Annotated in this window: 22 protein-coding genes and 2 pseudogenes; 13 read left to right on the top strand and 11 right to left on the bottom strand. The window is 66.9% G+C overall.

The genetic code is table 11. The features are described 5' to 3' along the window. The first annotated feature begins 95 nt into the window (after window positions 1-95). Window positions 96-1,463 carry a replicative DNA helicase gene (dnaB, locus tag ASF76_RS02855; protein ID WP_055952596.1) on the top strand — a complete coding sequence of 456 codons (1,368 nt, stop codon included), beginning with the start codon at window positions 96-98 and terminating at the stop codon, window positions 1,461-1,463. 105 nt (window positions 1,464-1,568) lie between these two features. Here the strand turns inward: dnaB and ASF76_RS16580 are convergent, their stop codons facing one another. Both ASF76_RS16580 and ASF76_RS02850 read right to left on the bottom strand, forming a co-directional pair. Further along, window positions 1,569-2,099 carry a putative immunity protein gene (locus tag ASF76_RS16580; protein WP_082484806.1) on the bottom strand — a complete coding sequence of 177 codons (531 nt, stop codon included), beginning with the start codon at window positions 2,097-2,099 and terminating at the stop codon, window positions 1,569-1,571. Next, complete coding sequence (locus ASF76_RS02850; protein WP_235561230.1) at window positions 2,099-2,539, bottom strand: DUF6194 family protein; 441 nt, start codon at window positions 2,537-2,539, stop codon at window positions 2,099-2,101. Before ASF76_RS02850 ends, ASF76_RS16580 begins: the two co-directional genes overlap by 1 nt. Before the next feature lie 34 nt (window positions 2,540-2,573). Here ASF76_RS02850 and ASF76_RS02845 point away from each other — a divergent pair, with 34 nt between their 5' ends. After that, on the top strand, window positions 2,574-3,338 hold the full coding sequence (locus ASF76_RS02845) for a MerR family transcriptional regulator (RefSeq protein ID WP_235561218.1): 765 nt from the start codon (window positions 2,574-2,576) through the stop codon (window positions 3,336-3,338). 77 nt (window positions 3,339-3,415) lie between these two features. Here ASF76_RS02845 and ASF76_RS02840 read toward each other — a convergent pair whose 3' ends face one another. After that, window positions 3,416-3,814 carry a VOC family protein gene (locus ASF76_RS02840; RefSeq protein ID WP_082484805.1) on the bottom strand — a complete coding sequence of 133 codons (399 nt, stop codon included), beginning with the start codon at window positions 3,812-3,814 and terminating at the stop codon, window positions 3,416-3,418. Between the two features lie 59 nt (window positions 3,815-3,873). Between ASF76_RS02840 and ASF76_RS02835 the strand changes: the two genes are divergently transcribed. Further along, window positions 3,874-4,905 carry a helix-turn-helix transcriptional regulator gene (locus ASF76_RS02835; protein WP_327037556.1) on the top strand — a complete coding sequence of 344 codons (1,032 nt, stop codon included), beginning with the start codon at window positions 3,874-3,876 and terminating at the stop codon, window positions 4,903-4,905. A 161-nt stretch (window positions 4,906-5,066) separates the two neighbouring features. Here ASF76_RS02835 and ASF76_RS02830 read toward each other — a convergent pair whose 3' ends face one another. After that, a complete protein-coding gene (locus ASF76_RS02830) occupies window positions 5,067-6,047 on the bottom strand; it encodes an aldo/keto reductase (RefSeq protein ID WP_055952583.1) in 981 nt (326 codons plus the stop codon). Window positions 6,048-6,247: 200 nt separating this feature from the next. Between ASF76_RS02830 and ASF76_RS02825 the strand changes: the two genes are divergently transcribed. Further along, window positions 6,248-7,117, top strand: coding sequence for a helix-turn-helix transcriptional regulator (locus ASF76_RS02825; RefSeq protein WP_055952579.1), 870 nt, complete (start codon window positions 6,248-6,250; stop codon window positions 7,115-7,117). A 33-nt stretch (window positions 7,118-7,150) separates the two neighbouring features. Here ASF76_RS02825 and ASF76_RS02820 read toward each other — a convergent pair whose 3' ends face one another. Both ASF76_RS02820 and ASF76_RS02815 read right to left on the bottom strand, forming a co-directional pair. Beyond that, on the bottom strand, window positions 7,151-8,137 hold the full coding sequence (locus ASF76_RS02820) for an aldo/keto reductase (protein ID WP_055952576.1): 987 nt from the start codon (window positions 8,135-8,137) through the stop codon (window positions 7,151-7,153). A 2-nt stretch (window positions 8,138-8,139) separates the two neighbouring features. Further along, complete coding sequence (locus ASF76_RS02815; protein ID WP_055952573.1) at window positions 8,140-9,042, bottom strand: helix-turn-helix transcriptional regulator; 903 nt, start codon at window positions 9,040-9,042, stop codon at window positions 8,140-8,142. A gap of 121 nt (window positions 9,043-9,163) precedes the next feature. Here ASF76_RS02815 and ASF76_RS02810 point away from each other — a divergent pair, with 121 nt between their 5' ends. Continuing rightward, window positions 9,164-9,499, top strand: coding sequence for a carboxymuconolactone decarboxylase family protein (locus tag ASF76_RS02810; RefSeq protein ID WP_055952570.1), 336 nt, complete (start codon window positions 9,164-9,166; stop codon window positions 9,497-9,499). A 1-nt stretch (window position 9,500) separates the two neighbouring features. Beyond that, on the top strand, window positions 9,501-9,932 hold the full coding sequence (locus tag ASF76_RS02805) for a cupin domain-containing protein (RefSeq protein ID WP_055952568.1): 432 nt from the start codon (window positions 9,501-9,503) through the stop codon (window positions 9,930-9,932). A 94-nt stretch (window positions 9,933-10,026) separates the two neighbouring features. Here the strand turns inward: ASF76_RS02805 and ASF76_RS02800 are convergent, their stop codons facing one another. From ASF76_RS02800 to ASF76_RS02790, 3 genes are all read right to left on the bottom strand, one after another. Then, window positions 10,027-11,061: a zinc-binding dehydrogenase gene (locus ASF76_RS02800; RefSeq protein WP_082484850.1), complete on the bottom strand. Its 1,035-nt coding sequence runs from the start codon at window positions 11,059-11,061 to the stop codon at window positions 10,027-10,029. 68 nt (window positions 11,062-11,129) lie between these two features. After that, window positions 11,130-11,702 (bottom strand): cyclophilin-like fold protein, encoded by a 573-nt coding sequence (locus tag ASF76_RS02795; protein WP_055952565.1) that lies wholly within the window; start codon window positions 11,700-11,702, stop codon window positions 11,130-11,132. Continuing rightward, window positions 11,699-12,967: a multidrug effflux MFS transporter gene (locus ASF76_RS02790; RefSeq protein ID WP_055952561.1), complete on the bottom strand. Its 1,269-nt coding sequence runs from the start codon at window positions 12,965-12,967 to the stop codon at window positions 11,699-11,701. The genes ASF76_RS02795 and ASF76_RS02790 overlap by 4 nt, the downstream gene beginning before the upstream one ends. 142 nt (window positions 12,968-13,109) lie before the next feature. Here ASF76_RS02790 and ASF76_RS02785 point away from each other — a divergent pair, with 142 nt between their 5' ends. From ASF76_RS02785 to ASF76_RS02775, 3 genes are all read left to right on the top strand, one after another. Next, window positions 13,110-13,982 (top strand): helix-turn-helix domain-containing protein, encoded by an 873-nt coding sequence (locus ASF76_RS02785; protein WP_055952556.1) that lies wholly within the window; start codon window positions 13,110-13,112, stop codon window positions 13,980-13,982. Between the two features lie 127 nt (window positions 13,983-14,109). After that, a complete protein-coding gene (locus ASF76_RS02780) occupies window positions 14,110-14,679 on the top strand; it encodes a dihydrofolate reductase family protein (RefSeq protein ID WP_055952551.1) in 570 nt (189 codons plus the stop codon). A 274-nt stretch (window positions 14,680-14,953) separates the two neighbouring features. Next, window positions 14,954-16,057, top strand: a complete 1,104-nt coding sequence (locus ASF76_RS02775) for a hypothetical protein (protein WP_055952548.1) — start codon at window positions 14,954-14,956, stop codon at window positions 16,055-16,057. On the opposite strand, the gene ASF76_RS02770 is transcribed toward ASF76_RS02775, so the two are convergent. Next, a complete protein-coding gene (locus ASF76_RS02770; protein ID WP_055952545.1) occupies window positions 16,054-16,452 on the bottom strand; it encodes a (deoxy)nucleoside triphosphate pyrophosphohydrolase in 399 nt (132 codons plus the stop codon). The two genes, ASF76_RS02775 and ASF76_RS02770, sit on opposite strands and share 4 nt — an antisense overlap. A 68-nt stretch (window positions 16,453-16,520) precedes the next feature. Between ASF76_RS02770 and ASF76_RS02765 the strand changes: the two are divergent. From ASF76_RS02765 to ASF76_RS02755, 4 genes and pseudogenes are all read left to right on the top strand, one after another. After that, a pseudogene (locus tag ASF76_RS02765) lies at window positions 16,521-17,003 on the top strand (DnaB-like helicase C-terminal domain-containing protein); the annotation flags it as partial. Between the two features lie 179 nt (window positions 17,004-17,182). Next, window positions 17,183-18,046: a hypothetical protein gene (locus ASF76_RS16965; protein WP_156459099.1), complete on the top strand. Its 864-nt coding sequence runs from the start codon at window positions 17,183-17,185 to the stop codon at window positions 18,044-18,046. A 143-nt stretch (window positions 18,047-18,189) separates the two neighbouring features. Further along, window positions 18,190-18,597: pseudogene (locus ASF76_RS02760) on the top strand (ATP-binding cassette domain-containing protein); the annotation flags it as partial. Then, window positions 18,594-20,003 (top strand): amidase, encoded by a 1,410-nt coding sequence (locus ASF76_RS02755; RefSeq protein WP_055952543.1) that lies wholly within the window; start codon window positions 18,594-18,596, stop codon window positions 20,001-20,003. The pseudogene ASF76_RS02760 and the gene ASF76_RS02755, both read left to right, overlap by 4 nt. 81 nt (window positions 20,004-20,084) lie before the next feature. Here the strand turns inward: ASF76_RS02755 and ASF76_RS16960 are convergent, their stop codons facing one another. Beyond that, complete coding sequence (locus ASF76_RS16960) at window positions 20,085-22,811, bottom strand: phosphoribosyltransferase-like protein (protein ID WP_156459098.1); 2,727 nt, start codon at window positions 22,809-22,811, stop codon at window positions 20,085-20,087. Window position 22,812 lies beyond the last annotated feature (1 nt).

Here is a 22,812-nt window from a genome sequence, read left to right as displayed (position 1 = left end):
CAGATGCTCCCGAGGTCGTTCCACCTCTCGCCATCGCATCCTTCGCGCGCGCGTGAGGGGGGCGCAGGGGCGGCCCGAGAGCAGAAGGAGAGCCCGTGTCGATAGCTGACATCGCCGAGGAGCGTCTCGGAAAAGCGCCGCGTCCCGAGCGCACGCCCCCGCACGACATCCTCGCCGAACAGAGCGCTCTGGGCGGCATGCTGCTGTCGAAGGATGCGGTGGCCGATGTCATCGAAACGCTCCGCGGCGGCGACTTCTACGTGCCGAAGCACGAGCTGATCTTCGAGGCCATCCTCACGCTCTACTCGCACGGCGAGCCCACCGACGTCGTCGCCGTCACCGACGAGCTCATCAAGACCGGCGAACTGCAGCGCGCCGGGGGAGCGGACTACCTCCACACCCTCACCTCGATCGTCCCCACGGCCGCCAATGCCGGGTACTACGCGTCGATCGTGGCGGAGCGCGCGCTGCTGCGCCGTCTGGTCGAGGCCGGCACGCGCATCGTGCAGATGGGCTACGCCGGCGAGGGCGACCCGGTCGATCTCGTCAACAGCGCCCAGGCCGAGATCTACAACGTCTCGGGCGACGACAGCGCCGATGACTACATCCCCCTGACGATGGCGGTGGATGCCGCGGTCGAAGAGATCGAGGCCGCTCGCGGTCGCGACGGGTCGATGACCGGCATCCCCACCGGCTTCGCCGGTCTCGACCAGCTCACGAACGGCCTGCACCCGGGCCAGATGATCGTGCTCGCCGCGCGCCCCGCCATGGGTAAGTCCACGCTCGCGCTCGACTTCGCCCGCGCGGCCGCGATCAAGTCGAACGCGCCGTGCATCTTCTTCTCGCTCGAGATGGGTCGCTCCGAGATCGCCATGCGCCTCCTCAGCGCCGAGGGGTCGATTCCCCTGCAGAGCATGCGAAAGGGAACGCTCGACTCGCGCGACTGGACCACGGTCGCCTCCACGCGCGGCCGCATCAACGACGCGCCCCTCTACATCGACGACAGCCCCAACATGACGCTGGTCGAGATCCGGGCGAAGTGCCGTCGTCTGAAGCAGCGCGAGGGTCTGAAGATGGTCGTCATCGACTACCTGCAGCTGCTCACCAGCGGTAAGCGCGTGGAGTCGCGTCAGCAGGAGGTCAGTGAGTTCTCGCGTGCGCTGAAGCTGATGGCGAAGGAGCTGCAGGTTCCCGTCATCGCGCTGTCGCAGCTGAACCGTGGCGCTGAGCAGCGCGCCGACAAGAAGCCGGCGCTTTCCGACCTGCGTGAGTCGGGCTCGATCGAGCAGGATGCCGACATGGTGGTGCTGCTACACCGCGAGGCCGCATACGAGAAGGACTCGCCGCGCGCCGGTGAGGCCGACCTGATCGTGGCGAAGCACCGAAACGGACCGACGGACACGATCACGGTGGCGTTCCAGGGGCACTATTCGCGGTTCGCGGATATGGCGCCGGGGATGTAGCTCAGACGTGCTCCGGCGGGCCGACCTGCGTGAGATCGCCGCGGTCGATTACCAGCGGCATCAAGACGTGAGCCGACTCGCCCATGATGTCCCGCTCCGAGGCGACTACGCCAGACCAGCTTGGATGGCGCGGATGTTGGTTGCGAGGACGCCTCGGCTGAGGAGCCCGGGCCCGAGCGGGCCGGCTGTGTCTTGACCGAGGAGCGGCAGCTGTCGTAGCGCTGTCCTGGCATCCGGGCTCAGTTGCTCGAGTTGCCAGCGGATCTCGTCACGGACAGCATCGGCCTGATCGGGTCTCGACAATCCCGCAGCTTTGGCCGCGTATGCGGCCGCCCCGAGGGCATGGGCGCCCATATGGGCGACGCCGGCGGCTTGCGCAGCTGCTCGTGCGGCAGCGATGGCCGGTGGGGTTGTGACGTCGTGGGCGGCGCGCCCCGCAACGAAACGGCGTCGGATCTCTCCGGCGGCATCGAGCTCGCCGCGCGCGAAGGCGCGGGTGCGAGCGATCGCGTCGCGCGGCCGAAGGTCTGTCGGCGCCTCCGACTCGAAAACGGCGAGGACTCGTTCAGCGCAGTCAGCGGCCCACGCTGCCACGACCCGCCGATCGATCTCGCTCAATGCCTGCGGCGACCCCATCACGCCGAGCCTGCCCGACGAGAAGCGCGAACTTGCGCTGCCTCGTGGGCGTCGCGCAACAGCGAGAGGGCTTGCTCCGACGTCGACTCTGCCGGGTTCACCACAGACACCCATCCGGCCGTCCCGTACAGCGGGTGCGAAACGAACACATCGGGATCTGCAGCGCTCGCACCTTCACGCACGATCTGCGTTGCGCGGTCGCGTCCGACGTGAATGTTCACGCGGAACCGACCAGGCTCGTCGAGTCTCGATTCCTCGTCGTCGGGATAGTTCTTCGTCACGATCGTCCCGAACGGCTGAGTCCGCTCCGGCATCACACCATCCGGCGCGTAGTAGAAGAACGCATCACCCCACGCCAACCCCGGCGAGCCGCTCCCCTCTCCCGGGATGACCACGAGCACTCCGTCGAAGTTGCTGACAGCATCGAGAATCTCTTTCATCTCCACTCCTCAATCGTCAGCCTCAAGTGCTTATGTGGACTTTGAGCAGGGAGGAGCATGGATGCGGGCCGCAAAGCCTCAAGAGGCGGGATGGACAACAGCTGCCGCCGCTCGGATCGTGGGCTACTCCACGCAACAGGTTCGTGACCTTGAACGGCTCGGAGTCCTCCCCGCCGCCGAGCGCACCCCCAACGGCTACCGGCTCTACCAAGAACGCCACATCATCGCGCTTCGCGCCTATCGCGCACTTGCCGCAGCGATTGGACCCGTGCCGGCGCGACAGATGATGCCCGCACTCGTACACGGCACCCTCGAAGCCGCCGCAGAGAAGATCGACGACCTTCATGCCTTGCTCGCTCGCAGCCGAGACCACGTCCGCGAGGCAAGCCGCGGCCTCCAAGCCATCCTCACCGACACCACCCACGTCTTCGACGACCACGACTCCATGACGATCAGTGAGCTCGCTGAGGCCCTCGGCGTTCGCTCCTCGGCACTGCGCCACTGGGAGCACGAAGGGCTCGTCAACCCCGACCGGATCAGCCAGTCTCAAACCCGCCGATACAACGCCCGGGCAATCGCCGAAGCACGTATCGTCGCAGCACTGCGAAGCGGCGGACACCGCATCCCACCAATCTCCCGCGTACTCGAGCAGCTTCGCGAGCACGGCCTGACGGCGGAAGCACAAGCACTTCTCGACCAGCGGCTGTCCGACCTAAGCCGTCGCAGCGTCGCGCTCCTCGGCGCCTCAGGAGATCTGCACACCCTGCTGAACGAGCGGCAGCAGCAGTGGCCGAACTGAACTCGTCTGGACCATGGGTGACGAGTGACGCGACACTGCCGGATGTACCTCTGATCCCGCACGCCCGCGGAATGCCGTTAGTCAGCGTGCCTCGCCGCCCAGTGCGGACTCTGGATCAAGCCCAGGAGGTTACCGAACGGGTCACTGACGGACGCCGACGACCAGCCCTCTCCGCGCTGCGTGATCGGGTCGAAGACTGTGGCTCCGAGGGAGGTGAGGCGATCGATGGCGGACTGGATGTTGTCGACGTGGATGCTGACCAGCGCGCCGCCCGGCTGTGCGAGCACCGGACGGAAGCGGGCATCCATGAGGGCGAACTCGTCTTCGTCGTCGCCGAAGCGCCACTCCGCGTACTGGAGGGGGCCCTGTTCGGGGCGGACGAAGTATGGGGGCGTGCCGAAGACCTCGGCGTACCAGGCGACGGCTGCAGTCATGTCTGCGGCGACGAGATTGAGGTTTGCAAGACCACGGAACACGATTTCTCCTTCTTCGTTGCGACTGTTTCTTCTACACTCCCGGGTGAAGTGATCACCGACTGATCACTTCAGAAACGAGGTCGAGGATCCGCGCTGACCGCCTCATTCAGGCACTCTTCGTCCTTCAAGGGCGCCCGCAGATCACGGCATCCGAACTCGCTGCGGAACTCGAAGTCTCCGTCCCGACCGCGCGCCGAGACCTCGAGGCACTCGCGATGTCCGGTGTGCCGATCTACCCGACGCGGGGGAAAGGCGGCGGTTGGCGCCTGATCGGCGGAGCGCGCACCGATCTCACCGGTCTAACTCAAGGGGAGGTGAGCGCGCTGGTCGTCGCGCTCACGCAGAGCGGAGCGGCGACGCCCGAGCGGATCGCCGCGATGCGCAAGCTGATGCGCGCGGTGCCGGAGCCGTTCCGGGCGGGCGCGCAGCGAGTGGCAGCGGCGACCGTGCGCGATGCGCCCTGGGGTGACAAGGAAAATGACGAGCCTCCCGCGGCGGTGTCCAAGCTGCAGCGGGCCATCGCGGACGGTTTCCGGGTTCGGCTGCGCTACGACGGCTCCTCCGGCACGACCGAGTCGGAGGTCGTCCCCTTGATCGTCGGCAGCCGCGGGCCGCGCTGGTACCTGCTCGCCGCGCCGGTGGAGGAGGGGACGGACGCTGCCGACGAGAACCGGCTGCGGACGTATCGGGCTGATCGGATCGCGGAGCTTCTGGTCCTGGATGCGCGGGGCACCCCACCGGACGCCTTTGATCGGGCACATGCGTGGACCGACATGGTCGAGCGGGTGGAAGGCTTTCGAGGCGCGGTACGCGCGATCGTGCAGGTCGAACCCTGGGCGGTGAGGGCGATCAGCGACCGGTTCGGTGCGCAGGCGCGGATGCTCGACGCAGAACCCCGCGGTGAGGGCCGTATGCGCATGGAGGTCAGCGCCCATCGCGCCGACGCGCTGGCCGAGCAGCTGGCGGGCTGGACCGGCGCCGCCGAGGTCATTGCCCCCGCGTCGGTGAGACTCGCCCTCCACGACCTCGGCGAGCGGATGGCGGCGCTGTACCGACCCTCGGCCGTCGGCTCGTCCGAGCACGGGAGGTGAGCACCACTTTCGATCCCTGGTCTTCGAAGGGTGCGGCGGCAAAGACTGGTGGCCCGAGAGCTGCAGGTCCTCGTCATCGCCCTGTCGCAGCGGAGGTGGCGCAGAATAGCGCGCCGCGCGCTCCCCGGAAAACGCGGCGGCCGCGATCGGACCGCGCGAACTCACCTGTCGATGGACACCATGTTCGCCTCGTCGTGGCGCTCGCCCGCGGCCGGCTCCAGGCTCGTCAGACGGGTGATCTGGTCTTCGGTCAGCTCGACCTGATCCGCGGCGGTGTTCTCTTCCATCCGCTCCACCCGCCGGGTGCCGGGGATCGGGGCGATGTCGTCTCCGCGGGTGAGGATCCAGGCGAGCGCGGTCTGGGCCGGCGTGGCTCCGATCTCCTCGCCGATCGCGCGCACCTCGTCGACCAGACGAAGGTTGCGTGCGAAGTTCTCGCCGACGAAGCGGGGGTTGGTCTTGCGCCAGTCGTCGTCGGGGATGTCCGCCGCCGAGCGGATCTGCCCGGTGAGGAGGCCGTGCCCGAGCGGCGAGTAGGGAACGAAGCCGATGCCGAGCTCACGCAGGACCGGCAGGATCTCCGCTTCCACGTCGCGGGTCCACAGCGAGTACTCCGTCTGCAGAGCGGTCACCGGCTGCACGGCGTGTGCGCGGCGGATGGTCTGGGCGGACGCTTCAGAAAGGCCGAAGTGCAAGACCTTTCCCTCCGCGATCAGATCCGCGACAGCCCCGGCGGTCTCCTCGATGGGCGTGTTCGGGTCGACGCGGTGCTGGTAGTACAGGTCGATGTGGTCGGTGCCGAGGCGCCGCAGTGACCCCTCCACCGCTGCCTTGATGTTCGCGGGGCTGCTGTCGATCGTGCCGGGGCCACCGCCCGAGTGGGAGACGAGACCGAACTTGGTCGCGATCTTCACTTGGTCGCGGCGGCCCGTGATCGCCTGACCGACGATCTCTTCGCTGAGGTAGGGGCCGTAGATCTCCGCGGTGTCGATGTGGGTGACGCCGAGATCGAGCGCACGGTGGATCGTGCGGACCGACTCGTCGTTGTCGAGGCCGCCGCCGGTCGTGTAGGTGCCGGCCATGGTCATCGCGCCGAGACCGATGCGGGAGACGTCGAGAGTTCCGAGGTGAGCGTTCTTCATGATCGTGTCCTGTTCATGTTCGTGGGGTGGGCCGGGCCGGTGAGGCGTGCATCGCCTCGAGGCCGAGTGAGCGGATCCAGCTGTCCCGTGTCTCGGCCCACGAAGAGTCAACGCGCATTCACGCGCGTGAGCGTGGCCCCGGTTATGGGTGCACCGGCAGGGACCCTCTCAGACCTCGCAGGCGGCGTACTTTCGATCACATGGATGCCACCGACGCGATCACCGAGTTCCTCACCACGAGGCGCGCGAAGCTGACCCCGGCCCAGGTGGGATTGCCGGATTTCGGTGGCCGCCGGCGGGTACCCGGACTCCGGCGCGAAGAGGTCGCGCTGGTGGCCGGGATGAGCGCGGAGTACTACAAGCGTCTCGAGCGCGGGAACGCCACGGGAGTGTCAGAGGCGGTCATCGACGGGGTCAGCCGCGCGCTGCAGCTCGACGATGCGGAGCACGCGCACCTGCTCGACCTGATCCGCGCCGCGAACGCCGGTGCCCACCCGCAGCCCCGCCGGAGCACGGCGCGCAGGTCGCAGATCACCGCGGGCTTGCGGCAGACGATCGATGCGATGTCGACCGTGCCCGTCTACGTGCAGAACGGCCGCCTCGACGCCGTGGCCGCCAACAGGCTCGGGCGTGCCCTGTACTCCGAGCTCTTCGACGACGCCCGACCGCCGGCGAACGCCGCTCGATTCCTGTTCCTCGATCCCCGGGCACCGTCGTTCTACCGGGAATGGGAGTCGCAGACCCGACAGATCGTCGCGGTACTCCGCGCCGAGGCCGGCCGCTCGCCCCACGATCGGCAGCTCAGCGACCTGATCGGCGAACTCTCCACCCGCAGCGACCTGTTCCGGAAGCTGTGGGGAGCCCACGACGTGCGGGAACACCGCGCCGGCCTCAAACTTCTTCACCACCCCGTGGTCGGCGACCTCGACCTTACCTTCCACGCCATGGATCTGGCATCCGACCGGGGTCTGCAGATGATCGTCTTCTCCGCCGAACCCGGGTCAGCGACGCACGAGCGCCTGCAGCTCCTGGCCAACTGGGTCGAAACCGACGCGCCCGTCACTCAGTGAGCGGTGTCGGGCCGGCTCGTCGGTCGGCGCCCGTCAGCGCCCCACGTACCCCATGTGCACCGCGTTGTAGCGATCGCCGTGCACGCCCACGCTCTGGGCGAGGGTGTCGAGGTCGGCGAGGTCATCCGCCGACAGCGCCACCTCCGTCGACCCCGCGTTCTCTTCGATACGGGTGACGCGTCGCGTACCGGGGATCGGGACGATCCACGGATGCTGGGCCAGCAGCCAGGCGAGTGCGACCTGCCCGGGCGTGGCTCCTCGCGTTTCGGCGACCGTGGCGATGCGCGTCACGAGGGCGTGGTTGGCTTCGCGGTTCTCTTCCGTGAAGCGGGGGATCGTCGATCGCACATCGCCGTCGGCGAAGGACGTGGTCTGGTCGACGGTGCCCGTGAGGAACCCTTTGCCGAGCGGGCTGAACGGCACGAACCCGATACCGAGTTCAGCCAGCGTGGGCAGCACCTCGGCCTCCGGGTCGCGGGTCCAGAGCGAGTACTCGCTCTGCAGCGCCGTGACGGGGAACACCGCGTGCGCTCGCCGGATCGTCGTGGCGGACGCTTCCGACAGCCCGAAGTGACGCACCTTCCCCTCGGCGACCAGCTCGCCGACGGTGCCGGCGACGTCTTCGATCGGCACGTCGGGGTCGACACGGTGCTGATAGAACAGGTCGATCACGTCCGTGCGCAGTCGTCTCAGCGAGGCATCCGCGACGGCGCGGATCTGCTCCGGCCGGCTGTTGAGCCCGACGCTCTTGGCATCCTGAATGTCCCACCCGAACTTCGTCGCGATGGTGACGTGGTCGCGGACGGGCTCGAGCGCCTCGCCGACGAGCTCCTCGTTGACGTAGGGGCCGTAGACCTCCGCGGTGTCGAAGAACGTGACTCCCCGGTCGACCGCAGCGCGGAGCACGCCGATCATGTCGTCGCGGCTTCCGGGGTTGGGTCCGTAGCTCTGCGACATGCCCATGCAGCCGAGTCCGACCGCCGAGACCTGTAGTCCCTGCCCCAGTGTGCGAGTGTGCATTCTCAGTCCTTCCTCCGTGCTGTGCGTGCATCGATTCCCGCCTTGGGAGACGCCGCGACGTCGTTCGTCGCCTGCCAACTGGCGAGCAGCCGGAACCGCTCCTCGCTCTCCGAACCGGTCTGCGGAACGTAGACGAGGAACGTGAGTCCCGGATGCTGGACGAACTGCATGTCTTCGTAGCTGAGCTCCAGCGCTCCGACGACGGGGTGGGTGAAGTGCTTCGTCCCGGCGCCGTGTTGCCGCACGTTGTGAGCACCCCATCTGACGCGGAACTCGTCGCTGCGCGTGGAGAGTTCGCCGACGAGATCCTGCAGGGCGCGGTCGTAGGGGTCGCGGCCGGCCTCGGTGCGCAGGATGCCGACCGTGATGTCGGCCGCCTTCTCCCAGTTCGGGTGGAAGTCGCGGGCGCGCGGGTCGAGGAAGGTGTACCGGGCGAGATTCCCGTCGCCCGGTGACTCGAACACCTCTGTCTGCAGGGCGCGTCCGAGGGCGTTGACGGCGAGGATGTCCATCCGGCCGTTGCGCACCATCGCCGCGCCGCCGGTGATCGCGTCGAGCATCAGCTCCATTCCGGAGCGGACGGATGCCGGGGTGCCCGGCTTGCGACGCGATCTCGGCGGCGTCTGTCCAGCCGCGCGGGCCAGATCGAACAGGTGCTCGCGTTCGGCGTCGTCGAGCTGCAGGGCCTGCGCGATCGCGTGCAGCACGGATTCGGATGCGCCGGCGATCTGTCCGCGTTCGATCTTGGCGTAGTACTCGATGCTCACGCCGGCGAGCGTCGCGACCTCGTTGCGGCGCAGGCCCGGCACTCGCCGGTTGCTGCCGCCGGGGATTCCCACGTCGTCCGGGGTGACTTTCGCGCGACGAGAGGTGAGGAACTCCCGCACCTCTGCCCTGTTGTCCATGCGTTCGACGTTACGCGCGGGCCACCGCGCCGTGGGATGCCCTGTCAGTACACGTAACGCCAGAGACTTCCTCCTCCACGCGGGAGGCGGTTCATTGGTGGTGTCTGACAAGGAGGACACCATGACCGATGAGCAGAACGGATGGACCGGAGGGCAGCGCGCCTTCGGAGACTTCGCACCGGGCCTCGTCCACTACACCGACAAGGTGCTGTTCGACGAGGTGTGGCAGCGCAAAGACCTTTCCCCACGCGACCGGAGCCTCATCACCGTCGCCGCGCTGACCGCGATGGGCAAGACCGATCAGCTGCGGTTCCACCTCGACTACGCCCGCCAGAACGGGGTCACCGACGACGAGCTGAAGGAAGCGACTCTCCACCTCGCGTTCTACACCGGCTGGCCCAACGGCATGGCCGCGATGACCGTGCTGAAAGACATCACCGACGAGACGGACACGTGAGATGACCTTCGACAGCCTTTTCCCGCGCGGAGACAAGAACGACGCGTTCGCGCAGTACTTCATCGGGCAGAGCTACCTCGCCCCCCTCGCGAGTCTCGGCATGAGCGTCGCGAACGTCACTTTCGAACCGGGATGCCGCAACAACTGGCACCGCCACAACGCCACCGCCGGTGGGGGGCAGATTCTGCTCGCGACCGCCGGCAGCGGTTGGTATCAGGCAGAGGGCGAGGAGCCGGTCAGCCTCACCCCCGGCACGGTCGTCGAGATCCCCGCGGGCACGAAGCACTGGCACGGCGCCAAGGCCGACTCGTGGTTCAGCCACGTCGCCATCGCCGTGCCGGGCGAGGACACCTCGAACGAGTGGCTCGAGCCCGTCGCCGACGAGTATTACGACGCGCTCGACCCGCAGCGGGGCAGCGAATCGGCCGGCTGAGGGCGAGATCGGCGCGTCTTCTTGAGCCGTCTGAAAGCTGCGCCCGTCGCGCGCGGGGTGGGCGCCCCGACACCCCGCGCGGACGATCACCCCGTCACGGGCGGATGAGCACCTTCAGCGCTTCGCGCGCGTCCATCAGCCGATAGGCCTCGGCGATGTCGTCGAGCGGGAGCTCCCGGTCGAAGACCTTTCCGGGCTCGATGGTGCCGTCGATCACCTGGGGGATGGCGGCCTCGAGGTAGGCGCGCACGGTGGCGGGGCCGCCGGTGAGGGTGGCGTTCTTGCCGAACAGGGAGGCGAAGCCGACAGCGGCATCCTCGTACTGGGGAACGCCCACGCGCGAGATGACGCCGCCCGGGCGGACGATGCCGTACGCCTGCTCGTACGCGGGCATGTGTCCGACCGCTTCCAGGACGACGTGCGCGCCCTCACCGCCGGTGAGCTCGAGGACCTTTGCGATCCCCTCTTCGCCGCGCTCGGCGACGACGTGGGTGGCGCCGAACTCTCGGCCGAGATCCGTGCGGGCGGTGTGACGGCCCATCAGGATGATCGTCTCGGCGCCGAGCTGACGCGCGGCCAGGACGGCGGAGAGTCCGACGGCTCCGTCGCCGATCACGGCGACGGTCTTGCCCGCCTCCACGCCGCCGCGCACGGCGGCGTGATAGCCGGTCAGGTACACGTCGGAGAGGGTGAGGAGCGAGGGCATGAGCGCCTCGTCGGTCCCGGCGGGGATCGCGACGGCGGTTCCGTCGGCGTAGGGAATCCGCAGCATCTCGGCCTGCGTGGCCGAGGGGGCGCCGTCGAAGAATCCACCGTGCACGCACGAGGTGGTGATCCCGTCGCGGCAGAACGCGCAGGTGCCGTCCGACCAGGCGAACGGGACGATGACGGTGTCGCCGACGGCGAGGGTGGTGACGTCGGCGCCGATCTGCTCGATGACGCCGATGGCCTCATGGCCCATGTGGCGGCCTTCGGGGGTGTCGCCGAGGTCGTGGTAGGGGTGCAGGTCCGACCCGCAGACGCAGGCATAAGTGACGCGGATGACCGCGTCGGTGGGCTCTTCGATCGTCGGTTCGGGTACGTCGACGACGCGGACGTTACCGGCGGCGTACATGAGGGTTGCGCGCATGATGTTCTCCTTCATGGGTGGTGCAGGGGGCGGGTGGGTCGGACGTCGTGCATCGATGAAAGACGCTGTCAGTCGACGATCTCGACGGACACGGGGCCGCCCTCGAGGAGCGAGAGTTGCTCTTCGGTCGCGACGTACGTGCCGATGTGCAGGGTGGCATCCGAAAAGCCGATGCCGTCGGCGTCGTAGTAGAAGCCGAGGTTTCCCCACGAGGTGAAGTAGATGAGGTCTCCGTCCTCGGGGTCGGAGCCGGGCGAGCCGTAGTGGGCGAGCTCACGGGGGAGGTACGAGATCTTCTCCCGGCCGGCGAACTCCTCGAACGTCAGCTCCGTGGGGAGGAGGGAGAGGAAGTCGCGCACGCCCGGGCTGTCCTCCCCGACGGTGACGTCGACGCTCGTGCGGTCGGACGTGAACCGCACCACCGTGCCCACGATCTGCCCCGGTTCATCGGTGGGCGTCGGTGCCGGTGCCGACGGTGACTCGACGCCGGCGGCCGTCGGCGTGGCGGAGGCCGCGGGCGGAACCGACGATGCGGCGGTGGGGGAGCAGGCGGTGAGCGCCGCGGTCACGAGCGCGCCGACGGCGACGGCGAGCAGCGCACGACGTCGGTGTTCCCACTCCCTGCCGGTGGACGTGGTCATCGGCTGCGACCCTTCGCGGTCCCGGCGTGCTCGTCGTCGGTGAGGTGAGCGGCTGAGGCACCCGGCTGGGGTCGGCGAGCGAGCAGGAGGAAGGCGGCGCCGGCGAGGACCACCGCGACGGTGGTCACCACGCCGAGCGGGAGGATGCTGAGCGCCCCCGCCACCCCGACCAGGGGCGCGGCGATCCCCCCGAACCCGAACCGCACCATGCCGAGCAGTGAGGAGGCGGTGCCGGCCATCTGCGGGTAGTCGACGAGCGCGAGGGTGGTCGCGGGTGGCGACGAGATCGCGACCCCACCGGCGAGCAGGAACAGCGACACGATCACCACCCACAGCGGCATCCGGGTGAGTCCGGACGATAGTAATCCGAGCGCGCCGATGCCGGCGACCAGGATGCCGACGGTCAGGGTGCCGGTGACGCTCCAGCGTTCCGCGGCCCGGCCGGCGAGGTAGCCGAGGGTCATGAACCCCGCGGAGTTGAGACCGAAGGCGAGCGCGTACGCGAGGGGGGACAGCCCGTAGATGTCCTGCAGCACGAACGTCGACCCGGCGAGGTAGGCGAACAGGGCGCCGTAGAGGAACCCCTGGTTCAGGATCGCGCCGACGAACACCCGGTCGGAGAGCAGGGTGCGGAAGTCGCGCAGGGTGTGCGTGAGGCCGCCCGTCGCGCGGCTCTCGGCGGGCAGGGTCTCGGGGAACATCCGCAGGGCGATGACGAGGATGCCCGCGCCGATGAGAGCCAGGAAGACGAACAGTCCCCGCCAGTCGGCGACCGTGTTCAGGATCCCGCCTAGGAGCGGGCCGATGATCGCGGCGAGTCCGCCCACCACGGTGAGGCGGCCGTAGAAACGCACCAGTGCTCCACCCGTGTAGATGTCGCGGCCGGCTGCTTGGGCGATGACGATCCCGACCCCGCCGGCCAGACCCTGAACGAATCGCGCGGTGATCAGCAGTTCGACCGTGGGGCTGATCGCGCACAGCGCCGAGGTGACGATGTACGCGACGATGCCGAGGAGCAGGATGCCGCGTCGCCCGAACCGGTCCGACAGGGGACCCGCGACCAGCTGCCCGAGGGCGAGGCCGATCAGACAGGCCGTCACGGTGAGCTGTGCCACCGAGGTGGCCGCGCCGAGTTCCGCCGCCAAGGCGGGGAGGGCGGGGAGGTAGAGGTCCATCGAGATCGGACCGAACACCGTCAGCAGCAGGAGCAGAGTGGGCAGGATGCGGCTGAACTCCGTCCGCGAGGGTGAGATCTGTGCGGTCATGTCCTCCACGGTGCTCGCTCAGCACGCGGCCGGGGAGTCTCTGATGAGAGGTGTACCGGCAGGGAACCCCTCCTGAGCGAGGAGCGTGGGGTCCCCTTAGAGGGCATCCCTCCCGCGGGCGGGGCGACCTACCCTGGGGCACATGGACAATCGATCAGAGGTGCGGGAGTTCCTCATGACCCGTCGCGCCCGGGTGTCGCCGGATGCCGCCGGCATCCCCGCCGGGCCGAATCGCCGGGTCGAGGGGCTGCGGCGCAGCGAGGTCGCCGCGCTCGCCGGGGTCAGCGTCGAGTACTACTCGAAGCTGGAACGAGGGTCGATCTCCGGGGCCTCCGCGGCCGTGCTCGACGCGGTCTCGCGCGCCCTGCAGCTCTCGGATGCCGAGCACTCCCACCTGCTCGACCTCGCCCGCAACGCCGACGGCATCCCGTCGTCGGGCCGCAACCGCCGCCGTGGCAGCAAACCCGCCTCACCTCGGAACAGCTTGGAGTGGGCACTGGCATCCATCACCGATTCGGTGGCGGTGGTGCGGGATCAGCGGCAGAACATCGTCGCGTTCAACACCCTGGGCAAGGCGTTCTACTCGCCCCTGATCGGCGACGCGGGGCGCGTGCCGAACTTCGCGCGCTTCCAGTTCCTCGACCCGGCCGCGCACGACTTCTACCCCGACTGGGAGCTGTTCGCCGACATGTGCGTCGCCGTCATCCGCGCCGAAGCCGGCCGCGATCCGCATGACAAGGGCATCCAAGACCTCGTCGGCGAACTCTCGACGAGAAGCGAGGTGTTCCGCACGCTCTGGGCGGCGCACAACGTGCGCACCCACGGATCCGGTCAGAAGCGTTTCCACCACCCCGTCGTCGGCGAGGTGACCCTCGTCTACGAGGAGCTCGCGATCACGGCCGAGCCGGGGCAGGTACTGCTGATCTACTCCGCCGACCCCGGCTCGCCGTCTGCCGAGCGCCTGCGGCTGCTCGCGTCGTGGGCTGCTGAGGCGGCGGCGCAACCGGCGTCTTGACGGATGCCGGGGTGCCATCGTCGTCGCCCCCGGCGGCTGACGGCGTGCGTCGGTGTCCGCGCCCTGTCGGCGCTGCGACGGCCGCGCTACCCTGACGCCACCACCGCCCGCGTCGAGGGAGACCGCTGTGACCCAACCGCTCCGCTACGGCATCAACGTCACCCTCGACGGGTGCGTCCACCACGAGGCGGGCTTGCCTCCGGATGCCGAGTCGATGGCGTTCTGGACCGACGAACTGCGCCGCTCCGACTCGCTGCTCTACGGCCGCGTCACGTATGAGCTGATGGAGTCCGCCTGGCGCCGGCCGGAGTCGGGGGAGTGGCCCGACTGGATGGATGCCAGCGAGGTCGCCTTCTCGGAGGTCATGGACCCGATGAGGAAGTACGTCGTGTCGACGGAGTTGGATGCCGTGGACTGGAACGCCTCGCTCGTGCGGGAGGGCCTGGCTGCGGCTGTGCAGGAGTTGAAGGCGCAGCCGGGGAGGGGCATCTCGGTGGGTGGGGTGCAGCTGCCCACGGCGCTTGCGAACCTCGGACTGATCGATGAGTTCACGTTCGTCGTGCACCCGGTGGTCGCGGGGCGGGGGCCGCGGTTGTTGGAGGGGGTGCGGGAGCAGATGGTGTTTCAGCTCGTGGAGCGGCGCGAGCTCGCGTCGGGAGCGACGGCGCAGCGCTATCGCCCGGTGGCCTCGGCCTGACGGTCGGTCAGGACTTATAGAACCCCAGCGCGCACATCAGCTGGGTCTCGTCGTCGGTCGGCGGCTCGATGGCCGGCGGGACACGCAGCACCGCCGCCATTCACAGACGGATCCAGGCTGATCGACGACTCTGCGGGACGCCGTGTCGGCGAGGAGGAATGGGGCGGGCTGGGGCTCGGCGGGGTTGGCGCCGTCAGCCATCTCCACGGCGTGAATTTCGGCGAATAAATGCCCGCTTTGCAGGGTCCAGCTCGTCGGCCGATAGCTTTCATGAATGGCTACGATCACCCCGGCCCAACTTTCCATCGAGCTTCAAGTGCCGCAGAAACGAATCCGGGACCATCTGCGTTCGGTGTACGGGACTCTCGCGGAAGGTTCGACACGCTGGCTCTTGTCGGAAGAGCAGGCGGAGGGGATCCGAGAACGTTTCCGCGATGATCGCCGGGCAAGGCGGGGTGACTGGTTGCTTGAGCCGGGCGACACCGTCCGCAGGCGATCAATGCACGATGCATACGGCGGTCAGCAGCAAGGTGGGATCTCCACACCGCGGGGTCAGAACGACATCTTTATCTTCACGGACCCGGAGTCCGGAGCCAGGTACGGATACGACAAGTTTGAGGGGTTACGGGAGGACGGCTCCTACTCCTACACCGGCGAGGGGCAGTACGGACCACAGGAATTCGTGCGGGGAAACCGTGCGCTGCGTGACTGCGCCAAAGATGGGAAGACCATCCGGCTCTTCAGAACGCATGGAACGTCCGCCACGTACGTGGGTGCGTTCACAACAGGAACGCCCACTTATGAGATCGAAACGATTCCCGACGCGTCCGGAAACCCCCGCGCAGGAATCATCTTCAATCTCCTCCCGACAGTTGCGCGTGTGGAGCTCTTACCTGCGTACGGGGGTGGTTTGGGACCAGAGACTCTGATCGACTACTCGGCTGCACCGCGGTCGTGGACACCCCCTGAGTATGACGATGTGGTCGTTGCTGCGGCGGATACTGCTCCCGGCGACCGCCTCGTTTCGCGGATCGAGTTCGAACTGCAGGCCGCATTCGGCGAGTGGCTGAGAACGCAGGGGCTCTCACCGCGACGGCTTCCGCTCCGGGCAGGGAGTGCGCTGATCGAGCCAGACATGTTCGTCCCAGAACGCAACTGGATCGTCGAGGCGAAGAAATCGATCGCGCGAGGACACGTGCGGACGGCGATCGGACAGGTTCTGGACTACGCGCACGTGGCTCGAAAGGCGGGGCTGGATGCCACTCCCGTCATTCTTCTCCCGGGGCTCCCGGAGGAGGACCTCCGCGAGTTGATGCACACCGTCGGTATCACTTTGATACGGAGAATCGAGGACGGCTTCGAGGTATCTGCGCCTTAGGTTCCGCTCGCGATCAGTGTCTTCACGGCGGGCAAGTCTGGCTCCGCCCAATGCAACTGCTCAAGAACTTGGGCAGCTACCCACGCCAGGCGGTCATGATCGGTGCTCCGGGTGGGCCGGGGGCCTTCTAGTTCAGCGCGAAGGCAGGTCAACCGAATGACAAGATCGCCGACAAGCGTGTCGTCGGTCGTCAGTTCCCCCAGAACGCGAATGCCGACGGCCAGTTCTTCTTGAATCTCGCGGCGTAGGGCGTCGGCTGCGCTCTCTCCGTCCTCGACCTTGCCTCCGGGGAATTCCCAGCGTCCGCCCGCGGCTTTTTCCGGGCGGCGGCGGCATACGAGGAACTGGTCTTCATCCTGAATGACGGCTGCGACAACTTCGAGCACATTGACCATAGCAAGACCGTAGTCGCAGCTGCAGCGCCACGTGCTGTCCGCCTCGAGCCTCCGCGGCTGACTAGCGCGCGCCCCTCTTCATCGACGACAGCCCCAAAACATGACGCTGGTCGAGATCCGCGCCAAGTGCCGACGCCTGAAGCAGCGCGAGGGTCTGAAGATGGTGGTCATCGACTACCTGCAGCTGCTCACGAGCGGAAAGCGCGTCGAGTCGCGTCAGCAGGAGGTCAGTGAGTTCTCGCGCGCTGAAGCTGATGGCGAAGGAGCTGCAGGTTCCCGTCATCGCCCTCTCGCAGCTCAACCGCGGTGCCGAGCAGCGCGCCGACAAGAAGCCGGCGCTTTCCGACCTGCGTGAGTCGGGCTCGATCGAGCAGGATGCCGCCATGCTGGTGCTGCTGCACCGCGAGGCCGCGTACGAGAAAGACTCGCCCCGCGCGGGCGAGGCGGATCTGACCGTCGCGAAGCACCGCAACGGCCCGACCGACACGATCACCGTGGCGTTCCAGGGGCACTATTCGCGGCACTTCGCGGACATGGCGCCGGGGATGTGAAGCGACTGATTCTCTATGTGCAATTAGCCGCGCCACTGATTGTCATTACTCCGCCCGAGTCGTTGCACTGACCGGTGCGGGTTTGCCGGCGGTCTTAGCGGAGGGTGAATTCCGTGAGGCGGCGGGTCAACTGAGGGAGGTTTCGCCCGGTTTGGTTGGAGAGCGACAACGCTAACACTATGAAAGCTCGTCACCAGAACGGTCGGATCGTGGACGCGAACGAGATCGCTGACGGTGATCTGCTGAAACCCGGGCCCTGGTTTTGCCATACACCCGGCTGTCCGGTGCGGTATGGCCATCATCGTGTTGCAAGCTATGCGGTGGATGGCTCTCAGCGAGTGCTGCGATCGGGCACGTTCGCACATGGCGGCGATCGCAGCCACCTAACGAGTTGCTCCCTCAATCTTCGAGCCCAGAAGCAGCGGCTTCTGGCCGCGCACCCGGGAGTCTTCACTTCGGTCGGCGACAAGCTGCTACTGAGGTGGGGTGGACCCGTCAGAAAAGAACGGTTCAGCGTCGACCCGCCGGTGCGCAGAGCCGCCACGACTCGTGAAACCTATGCCGCAGTGATGGAAGCTGCCATCGATGTTACCGGGGTCATTGACCGCTCAGGCGGTGATGAGGGCGTCCTGAATGCTTACTGGGTAGTGCATCGGGGGATTCGATACACGTGGGCGGACTTCTGCTACGGGTCGGCCGCAGCGAGCCTGGCGCGCCTCGCGCCCAGCCTCGCGCAGGCGTTCAATGAAGCTGCCACAGGTCGCCCCCGATTTGTTCGCGCGCAGGTCGCAGACGCAGCCATAGAAACAAATAGCAATCGGGGGCGACTCAAGCTTCGATTCAGGGCCACGGACACTCTGGCGGATGGTCGTTATGTCCGAGGGTGGTTATTCGGGAACTCTGTAGGTCCGGCGGCCGATGCGCTGCGCGACTTGCGTAACGGCGATCGCTTCTGCGTACTCGGAGACAACTGGTTCCGCTTTGGGGATATCCCCGCGTTGAACGTCGATAATCTCGCACAAATTAGTCCCATGCCGGTGTGACCGACTGGTGTTCAGGCCGCGTACTTCACGCCGCCGATCGCCCATCGGCCGGAGTTCTGGCGCACAGAGCCGCCGGCGAACCCTGCTCAACGCCTCAACTCGAGCACGGCATCGCCCCGACGGTGACAGGGCGCCCGGATGCCGTGGCCGAGATGATCGAGGCGGTGGGCCTGCCGCGTGACGCGGTGGATCGCTTCCCGCACCAGTTCTCGGGTGGGCAGCGTCAGCGCATCTCGATCGCCCGCGCGCTGGTGTGCCGCCCGCGCATCCTGGTCGCCGACGAGCCGGTCGGCGCGCTCGACGTGTCGGTGCGCGCGCAGGTGCTCAACCTGCTCGCCGACCTCGTGGACGAGTACCGCCTCACCCTGATCTTCGTCTCGCACGACCTCCACGTCGTGCGGTACCTGTGCGATCGCGTCGCGGTCATGCGCAAGGGCGAGATCGTCGAGCAGGGTCCGACGGAGTCGGTCTACGCCTCCCCCCAGCAGGAGTACACGCGCGTGCTCATCGACGCCACTCCGACCATCAGCCACGTGCAGGAGACGCGATGACCGCGCAGCCCACCATCACCGCCCCGATCGAGATGACCGGCGCCGCCCTCACCGCCGGGTACGCGTCGGGGGAGTTCACCCCGGGGGATGCCGCGGAGTCGGTGCTCGCCGACATCGCCGCCCGCAACCCCGAGATCAACGCCTTCACCGACCTCGATCCCGCTCAGGTGCTCCAGGATGCCGCGGCTTCGGCCGCCCGATGGGAGCGCGGCGAACAGCGGGGACCGCTGGACGGCGTGCCGGTCACGGCGAAGGAGAACTTCGTGCGCGCCGGCATCCCGGCGCACGCGGGGGTCGCGGGCACCGCCGGCGTGATCCCCGAGCGCAATTCGCCCGTCGTGGAGCGCCTGCTCGAGCAGGGCGCCGTCATCGTCGGCTCGACGACCATGCCCGACTGGGGCATGCTCTCGTCGGGGGTGTCGAGCCTGTCGGGCATCACCCGCAGCCCGTGGAACCCGGAGTGGACCGTGGGTGGTTCCAGCTCGGGGGCGGGGGCCGCCGCCGCGGCCGGTTTCGGCGCCGTCCACCTGGGGACCGACATCGGCGGTTCGGTGCGCCTGCCCGCCGCGTGGACGGGGGTGGCGACCCTCAAGCCCAGCAACGGCCGCATCCCGCTCGACAACCCGTACTTCGGTCGCTCGGCGGGCCCGCTGGCCCGCACGGTCGCCGACGTGGTGCTCGGGATGCACGCCGTCGCCCGCCCCGACGAGCGCGACTACACCTCGCTTCCGGATGCCGACATCGACTGGCTCGACCTCGACACCGACGTGCGGGGTCGCCGCATCGCCGTGCACATCAATCCGGGTGCGGGCATGCCCGTCGACCCGGAGGTTCGCGCGGCCGTGCTGCGGGCGGCGGATCTCTTCTCGGATGCCGGAGCCGAGGTCGTGGAGCTGCCGGCGCTCATCGACGACGGCATCCTGCGCGACATCGACGACTTCTGGCGCATCCGCTTCTGGCGCACCTACCTGGGCCTGTCGCACGAGGCGAAGACCGCCGTGCTGCCGTACATCGCCGATTGGGTGCACCCCGGCTCAGACATGACCGGCCGCCTCGCCCTCGAGGCCTACGAGCCGTTCGGCGAGCTGCAGAAGCGCACCGTCGCGGCGACCTCGGCGTACGACGCGGTGCTGGCCCCGGTCGCCCCGGTGGCGGCGTTCCCGGCGGAGTGGCCGATGCCGGGGGGCTTCGACGCGAGTCTCGCGATGCCCCACATCGCGTTCACGCTGCCGTACAACATGTTGGGGCAGCCGGCGTCGTCGGTGAACTGCGGGTTCACGGCGGACGGGCGGCCGATCGGGTTGCAGATCTCGGGGCGGCGGTTCGCCGATCTGGAGACGTTGCGGTTGACGGCTTGGTACGAGGAGGCGCGGCCGGTGGATGCGAGGCCGGCGTTTCCGGGCTGATCGGGTTCTCTCGCGGAATCCGTCGGGCGTGCTTGCGTGCGCGACGCCTGACACGAACGAAAGCGGCGGTGCGGCGATGACTCAGTGCTTGGGACGACGGGGGAAAAGTGGTCGCCACGTGAGGGCGTCGTTGCCGGTGCGCCACAGAGCCGTGAGTGTCATCGTTGGCGTGTTGAATGGAGAGATGAGGAGCAGCCCCTCATTTCCATAGCCGAGAGCACGGCTGTCGGTCTTGTCGGAGTCGCTGTCGTGGATGAGGAGCTTCCCTACTTCCAGCAGCGCTTCCTGAAAATCGTCGACGCGGTCGGAAGGAAATTTGTCGAGAGCGCTGAAAATGGTGGGTATTTGCTCTGTGTCCCTTAGCGAAGACACGAGCGGGCTGATGCCGAGCTCGGTCAGTCTGCTTTTGATGTAATCGCGTCCGCCAGGAGTTCCAGCGGCAGTTACGATCCCGATCGGACGGGAACGCAGTAGGTCGAGGACGTCCCCCGAGAGCGCTGGTGGTCTTTCTTCATCAAGGTTCTCCGTAACAGACGCCCCAAACATGGCCTGGAATACGCTTGTGATGGAGCTCCCGCGCCCAATAAAGTCGTCGACAAATACTAACGGACGGCCGGACGTGATCGCTTCCGGCAGGGATAGCACGCTCGCATCAAATTCTCCGGCGATGTCCCCGCTGTAGTACGTGAGGATGGTAGACCCATCCTTCGCCTGGCCGATGGGAACAAATGCCGGACGGGAGAACTGTCCGCTATGTCCATTCAAGAAAGTCCGGATAGCGTTGGCAACGTCGAAGCGATCGATCAGATGGATGTTCTCCACCAGAACAAGTGCGAGTTCCGGATCGTCAAACTGCGCTACCCAGTCTCGGACGCGTTCCTCGCTAACGGAACCACCGCGCAGCCTCTCAGGCTCCTGTCCTCGCACGGGGCCCATGTATCCGGCTAGCCTTGTCGCGGCGGTGCGGATTCTTACGGTCGTTCCCGCTTTGCGAAGGAACTCGGGAAGCGGGCGAAGATCGCGAGGGAGATTGGTGTAGTAGCCTGCTTTGAAAAGCTCGTCTCGCAACTCGTCGGAATTTTCCGTACCGGCCTTGGCGTATGAGTGCATTGCTGGGGTGACGTGCACGCCGCGATCAACGCGGAAGACGACCTCCGTCGCCAGATGCACGAGAGCCGACAGCTCGCGGGGGCAAAAGACGAAACCCACGTCACGAGTGTTGATGTAGGCGTCGGCCCAGCCCCGAGTCTCTGCGCTTACCACGCCCATCGATATGAGTCGGTGATCATGGTCGATAAGGTAGGTGCGACTCTGGTCAGTATCGGTGGTCGTGGTTTTCTTCACAATCGGTGGGTCAATCCGAATGTAGGGGAACGGGTCGCCACCCGGGAACAAGGTTTCTAGATAGCTTGGTCGGTCCAACGCTTCAAGCATGGCTCGAACCTGGGCAACGATGGCATGGGTAATCTCCGCGCGGGACTCTCCGTCATCTGTGTCGCGTATGAGCAGTTCAATTGCGGAACGCTGCGCCGGATCATCCTTGTAAGGATCGGCGGGCATCTTCTGCGAGAACGCGAATGCTCGGACGAATAAGTCCCGCTCTCGAATGCGCCCCGCAAGATCCGCGGCCACCGCTACGGCAACCTCGGGCACGGCGCGGCCGGAACTCGCGATGAGGCCGTTGATTCGATCCGCATCGAGCGAGAGAAACTGGTCGTCATAGATGCTGAGCGGGATCAGCGGGCTGTATTCGTCGAGAACCACCCCAATTTGGCTGACAACCGCAGCTACCATCGCTTCGGTGGCACGCACTTTGTGATGACGGTAGATCTTATCGTGCATAAGACTGCGACCCAGTGACACTTCGTGAAGAGTGCTGGCGCCCGATCGAGCTACCGCTACTATTGTGTGTGGGCGCCCCGTCTCGTTTACGGCCCCAGCAATGCCTTCGGGCAAATCTGCCGTGGCGAGCGAGACTGCGCGAATTTTCTGTGTCAGACGGGTTACGTCTGTGACGACGGGCACGCCGCACATCATTGCGTCCCGAGTCATATAGTCGAGCTTGTCGCAGTCGAACGGTCCGCTTATAGCTTCGTGGATAAGTGGAAAATCCGAGTCGTTTGACTGACCGATGATGCAGTCTGAAATCCGGTCTGCCAGGTCTGGGTCTGCCGGCCGGCCGCCGATACGGAGTGCGTGCGCGAGCATCTCTCTGAAGGGGTCGCTACGCACCATATAGTACGCGGCCATTTCAGATAGTTGCGATGCCGTATCCTTTCCCATCTGCCGTTGGAAAGCGAGGATCAGGTTTTCGCAATTCTCATTACTCCGGAGCGCGTTCTCCACGACGTGTGACATGAGGCCGTGTCCGACGTCATGGCACAATGCAGCCATTCGGAGGCTCTGTTGCCAGATGTCGCCGAGGCTCCCGAAGTGAGGTTCGCCGGCGTGATTCGAGACGGCAGAGATCAGCCTGTCAACCTGGTGGGCGACGCCGATGCTATGTTCGAGGCGGGTGTGATTCGCCCCTGGGTAAACGAGTTGTGCCACCCCTAGCTGTCGAATGCGGCGCAACCGTTGGAGCATAGGACTGTCCAGAACGACGACTTCTGCGCTATCCAGCGCGATGGTCCCCCATACGGCGTCGTTGAATTCCTTTGCCTTGATCGAGCCAACCGACAATTCTCTCAGTCGAGCCAAGTAGGGAGCAAGGCACCCCGCGACAAACGCTTCGACTCGTTCTGAGTAGAGTGTTAGAGGCGCCGCATTCTCCACTGAAGTGCTCGCAACCGACGTGTCTTTACTCACC

The sequence above is a fragment of the Microbacterium sp. Leaf151 genome (genome assembly GCF_001424225.1).
In the GTDB taxonomy this organism is placed as follows: domain Bacteria; phylum Actinomycetota; class Actinomycetes; order Actinomycetales; family Microbacteriaceae; genus Microbacterium.
The sequence above is the reverse complement of the archived record's forward strand: the minus strand, read 5'-3'. Positions and strand labels throughout refer to the sequence as shown.

Bases quoted from the DNA above. Each gene is read 5' to 3' on its own strand.
- ASF76_RS02825 (WP_055952579.1), top strand. From the start codon at position 6,248: ATGGATGCCACCGACGCGATCACCGAGTTCCTCACCACGAGGCGCGCG.
- ASF76_RS02775 (WP_055952548.1), top strand. From the start codon at position 14,954: ATGGCTACGATCACCCCGGCCCAACTTTCCATCGAGCTTCAAGTGCCG.
- ASF76_RS02805 (WP_055952568.1), top strand. From the start codon at position 9,501: ATGACCTTCGACAGCCTTTTCCCGCGCGGAGACAAGAACGACGCGTTC.
- ASF76_RS02830 (WP_055952583.1), bottom strand. From the start codon at position 6,047: ATGAAGAACGCTCACCTCGGAACTCTCGACGTCTCCCGCATCGGTCTC.
- ASF76_RS02755 (WP_055952543.1), top strand. From the start codon at position 18,594: ATGACCGCGCAGCCCACCATCACCGCCCCGATCGAGATGACCGGCGCC.
- ASF76_RS02800 (WP_082484850.1), bottom strand. From the start codon at position 11,061: ATGCGCGCAACCCTCATGTACGCCGCCGGTAACGTCCGCGTCGTCGAC.
- ASF76_RS02790 (WP_055952561.1), bottom strand. From the start codon at position 12,967: ATGACCGCACAGATCTCACCCTCGCGGACGGAGTTCAGCCGCATCCTG.
- ASF76_RS16965 (WP_156459099.1), top strand. From the start codon at position 17,183: ATGAAAGCTCGTCACCAGAACGGTCGGATCGTGGACGCGAACGAGATC.
- ASF76_RS02795 (WP_055952565.1), bottom strand. From the start codon at position 11,702: ATGACCACGTCCACCGGCAGGGAGTGGGAACACCGACGTCGTGCGCTG.
- ASF76_RS02815 (WP_055952573.1), bottom strand. From the start codon at position 9,042: ATGGACAACAGGGCAGAGGTGCGGGAGTTCCTCACCTCTCGTCGCGCG.
- ASF76_RS16580 (WP_082484806.1), bottom strand. From the start codon at position 2,099: ATGGGGTCGCCGCAGGCATTGAGCGAGATCGATCGGCGGGTCGTGGCA.
- ASF76_RS02820 (WP_055952576.1), bottom strand. From the start codon at position 8,137: ATGCACACTCGCACACTGGGGCAGGGACTACAGGTCTCGGCGGTCGGA.
- ASF76_RS02770 (WP_055952545.1), bottom strand. From the start codon at position 16,452: ATGGTCAATGTGCTCGAAGTTGTCGCAGCCGTCATTCAGGATGAAGAC.
- ASF76_RS02810 (WP_055952570.1), top strand. From the start codon at position 9,164: ATGACCGATGAGCAGAACGGATGGACCGGAGGGCAGCGCGCCTTCGGA.
- ASF76_RS02785 (WP_055952556.1), top strand. From the start codon at position 13,110: ATGGACAATCGATCAGAGGTGCGGGAGTTCCTCATGACCCGTCGCGCC.
- ASF76_RS02850 (WP_235561230.1), bottom strand. From the start codon at position 2,539: ATGAAAGAGATTCTCGATGCTGTCAGCAACTTCGACGGAGTGCTCGTG.